Annotated in this window: 5 protein-coding genes and 1 pseudogene; all 6 read right to left on the bottom strand. The window is 54.8% G+C overall.

Going from position 1 to position 3931, the window contains the following annotated elements:
* Positions 1-267 (bottom strand): FliM/FliN family flagellar motor switch protein (locus BG74_RS04370; RefSeq protein WP_187202609.1); only part of this gene is annotated, 267 nt, incomplete at its 3' end.
* Positions 260-1279 carry a flagellar motor switch protein FliM gene (gene fliM, locus BG74_RS04365; protein ID WP_066596861.1) on the bottom strand — a complete coding sequence of 340 codons (1020 nt, stop codon included), beginning with the start codon at positions 1277-1279 and terminating at the stop codon, positions 260-262. The genes fliM and BG74_RS04370, both read right to left, overlap by 8 nt.
* Positions 1280-1284: 5 nt before the next feature.
* Positions 1285-1773, bottom strand: coding sequence for a flagellar basal body-associated FliL family protein (locus tag BG74_RS04360; protein ID WP_066596860.1), 489 nt, complete (start codon positions 1771-1773; stop codon positions 1285-1287).
* A 130-nt stretch (positions 1774-1903) separates the two neighbouring features.
* The gene (locus BG74_RS04355) at positions 1904-3133 is read right to left on the bottom strand and encodes a flagellar hook-length control protein FliK (RefSeq protein WP_066596858.1); all 1230 of its coding nucleotides are present in this window, start codon (positions 3131-3133) and stop codon (positions 1904-1906) included.
* Entirely contained in the window at positions 3130-3579 is a 450-nt protein-coding gene (fliJ, locus tag BG74_RS04350; RefSeq protein WP_066596856.1) for a flagellar export protein FliJ, read from the bottom strand. Before fliJ ends, BG74_RS04355 begins: the two co-directional genes overlap by 4 nt.
* Before the next feature lie 10 nt (positions 3580-3589).
* Positions 3590-3931 (bottom strand): annotated as a pseudogene (gene fliI, locus BG74_RS04345) (flagellum-specific ATP synthase FliI); the annotation flags it as partial.

Raw genomic sequence — 3931 nt, 5'->3', positions numbered from 1 at the left:
TGCCAGTGGCACAACCGCGTCCTGACTCAGGTGTAATAGTTCGCGAATGGTCATCCGGGTGCGTCCCAACTCCACAGTCATTTTCACCGGAATATCCAGAATCAGACTGAGATCTTCCGTAAGCGGTGATCCCTCCTCGGCGGCATCAGTGTCGGGAAATTCCGGTCCAGTCGGTGCCGGCCGTGCTGCATTGCTATTGGTTTGCACGTCTACGTCTATCTCGTGCAATAGCGCCTTGCTATAGGGCGTATGTGAGGTATCACTCATGAGATATGTCCTTATTATTCAGTTGATTAATGCCTTCATTGATCACGTGTTCTACCCGCAGCGCATACTGCCCATTCAAGCTGCCATAGCTGCCGAGAAACACTGGTACGCCGTCAACGTAGGCAGTCAGCCGGTCGCGATCGGGGCGGGGGATCGGCAGGATATCGCCGCGCCGCAGCACCATGACCTGCGACAGGTACAAAGGCAGGTCGGCGAAACGAGCGATAAGCTCCAATTCGGTGCCCTGCAGTTGCCTGGCTAGGTTTTGTCGCCACTGTCCCTGATCCCGGCAGATATGCCCTGGCAGTGGTTTACTCAACATCTCGTGCAGCGGCTCCAGGGTCGCCTGCGAGAAAATAATGGCGAACTCGCCCTGCATGCCGCCGATAGCGACCCGAAACGGGGAAATTATGACCATTTCGCCGTCGCTAAAACCGGTAAAGAGATAGGAGGTTTCCGCGGTGATATATTCTGGTTCTAGCGGATGTAACCTCAGCCAGGCGTCGCCGTAAGCCTGCAGCATCATCTTCAGCAAACGGTCGATAACACGATTTTCTGCCGGGGTGAATTCCCGCTCCTGCGTGTCAGGCAGTCGCCCGATGCCGCCGAACAGTGTGTCGAGTGCGGTAAAGATGAGTCCCGGCGTGAAGGCGAAAAGTGTATTGCCTCGCAGCGGTTTCAGATTGACAAGGTTCAGGCTGGCGGGAGGACGCAACTGCGCGATGAATTCACGGTACGGTTGAATTAAAATCGCTTCCGCACTGATATCGGTGCGACGCTGCATTAGGCCAAACAGAGCGCGGCGAAACCGGCCGGCGAAATTTTGGTTGATCATTTCCAACCCTTTCAAATGCTCTCCCTCCAGGAGACGCCGTTGCACGGTATCAAACGGCGAACCCGAACTGGCCTGCAAATGGGCGTGCTGCTCGGCGCACGATTGTGCCTGCCTTAGCTCCTTCTTGGCCTGTTTGCGCGTAGGAGGGCTTGGGCAGGCGTATTCTTTCTCGAACATAGCGTTCACCGCACAATAAATGAGTTGAAAAATACGTCAGTCACGAAGGGAGACTGACCGCTGGGATACTGCTGATTGAGCTCGCGCTTTATCCGCTTAAGTAATGCCTGCTTGTCTGCCGCAGAGATGAGCGAGGCGGGGGATTGCTGCGACAGCAGCAGAATCAGGTGATTGCGTAACTCGGGTAATTGATTTTCCACTAACTCACGCGTCTTTTCGTCCCGTAGACGCAACGTTAAATCGACGTACAGCATGGCGCCGTAATCGCCGTCCTCCGGCTGTAGACTCACGGTAAAGGAGTCCAGCGGAAAATACACCGGCGGCAAACCGTGTTCTGCAGGCAGGTCATCTACTGTCTGCCTGACAGGAAGTAATTCTTCTTTCACACCGGACTGCAGATAGACGAGCAAGTTGATCGCTAGCACGACGATCAACCCCAGAATAATGACCGTGATAACGCGGTTTTTAGTAAAAATAGTGTTAATGCCTGACACGTATTTTTCCCCTGTAGCCAAATCTTTCCCTCGCCACCGCGCGCCTGCGGCCGAGCTCCGTGCTAGTATCCCGTTAATCATCCCGAATAAAGAAAAAAAAAAACGTCTAAAACGCCTGCACTTTGCCCCTTCAGGCATAGATATCAATACCATCGTGGTACCACGCGCCGAGGTCAGCTGACATGCCGCCGTTACGGTGCGCCATGAACAGCGACTTCCCCTTCCCTTGCCCGTGTTGGGGATTGGCACCGCGGCCTTGCTGATGACCGGAGGTATCATGGCTGGATTCTTCTGTGCAGACGCTGGTATCGCCGAGAGTGATGCCGTTTTCCGCCAGTGAGATGCGCAATTGGGTCATAGCGGTTTCCAATACTGCCCGCACCTGCTGATTATCTGAAGCGAAATGGACCTGCAACTGCTCCTTGTTTAGGCGCAAGTTAATTTTCACCGCTCCCAACTCCCGCGGATGCAGATGTAAATGAGCGTGAAAGACCCCATTACGGTTGAATAGCGTGATGTGTTCACCGAGTTTTTGCTGCCAGGTCAGGGAGCCCAACGGTTGGCGTAGGTGCACTATGGGTGCCGGCGGCGGGGCCGCTGTCCCTTGAGAGGGTGTGTCGGTGGTGATAACTTCCAGCCCCGTGCTTGGCGTATGCATCGCAGTTGTAGCAAATTTTCCTGCCGGTGTCGCGATGCGCAACGGTGCTTCGCCGCGCGCGAGCGGGTGCGCGGCTAATTTCTGAAGGTTAACGTTGCCAAGACGGAGTGGTATGTTTTCCGTGCGGCGCGCGTTGCGCTTGGTCGACGGCACCAACACCAGCGGCTGCTGATCTTTATTACTCCAGACGCCTTCGCCCTGGGTGTCTGTAAATTCCGGCGAGACGACTGTAAGGGAGGATGGTGCCACTGCGCTCCAGACGCCGGGGCGGGACAGGGTTTTCGTTGGTCCGCCAGTCTCGGCACGAGACTCGTTCATCGCCAGCCCCGCGCTGTTATGCTGATCACGCTCTGGGACGGGGGCAATGCCCAGTTTCGCCAGCCCAGGATCAATGTCGTCGGGCCACTGCTGCAGTGCCAACTGTGCCTGCAGCGCCTGTAAATGCTGCAGCTCGTCATCGTCCAGCACGTTATCCCCCTCCGCCAGACGCCGGTGAATAAGGGCTGTCAGGGTCTTGCAGCGCTGCGTAAGGGTTGCCTTCGGATTCGTCGCCGTGCTTTCGACGCCCACGTCCTGTCTCCATGTACCGGCGAGATAATGCTCTAAGGCATCGGAAAACTCGCATTGGGGCAATTCGGCGGGGACGGACGTAGCGATAGGCTGCCCGCTGCCCGAGATAACAGCACTCGCGTTGAGTGTCATGATTCCACTCTCCTTAAGGATGCCCCTAGAGCGAACTCATCCATTTGTTTTTGATTGCGGCGGCTTTTTCGTAATTGACGGGCGGTATCAGAACGCATTTTCAGAATTTCAAACGCGTTAAGCCGCTGTTTTTTCCGTTGCCAGTGGGCCATTGCTAGATCGACCTGCGATTGGAACACCGACACTTGCTGGCTATGGTAGGAAACAATTTTATACAGAGATGAGATAAAATACTGATAATTAATCAATTTATCAACGTTCAGACCGATCCTGGTCATATTCTCTTCGAGCTGTTTGCGATAGTCTTGTTCGTAACCTATCAGCTGATTCATCTGTGCCACGGCGCTGGCGTGTGCGCTGCGGCAGGCGCCGAGCTGAATCAAGGCTTCTTCTAGCGCTCGTTCAGCATGCTCTATCAATGTTTCAATTGGCGATGTACTGGTCATGAAGGATTCCTTATGCGGTTGAAGGGGGAGTGAAAAGACTGGACAGCTGTTGACAGGACTGAACGTAATTGCAGCGCTGCGATACATCCTGGCGCAGATAGCTCTCCAATTGCGGATAGTGGGCAATAGCCTGATCGAGTAGCGGGTCGCTGCTGGCGGCATAAGCACCGACCGACAGGAGATCTCGATTGCGTTGATAGCTGGCGAGCCACTGCTTTACCTGCTGTACTTGTTGAAAATGGAGCGTATTCACCAAGGCGGTCATCGCCCGGCTAATAGAAGCCTCAATGTCGATGGCGGGATAATGTCCCGATTCGGCAAGCTGGCGGGACAGCACTACATGACCGTCCAA

Source organism: Sodalis-like endosymbiont of Proechinophthirus fluctus, from assembly GCF_001602625.1.
Taxonomy (GTDB): domain Bacteria; phylum Pseudomonadota; class Gammaproteobacteria; order Enterobacterales; family Enterobacteriaceae.
Note: the sequence above shows the minus strand (reverse complement) of the source record. Positions and strands in the feature narration are given on the sequence as shown.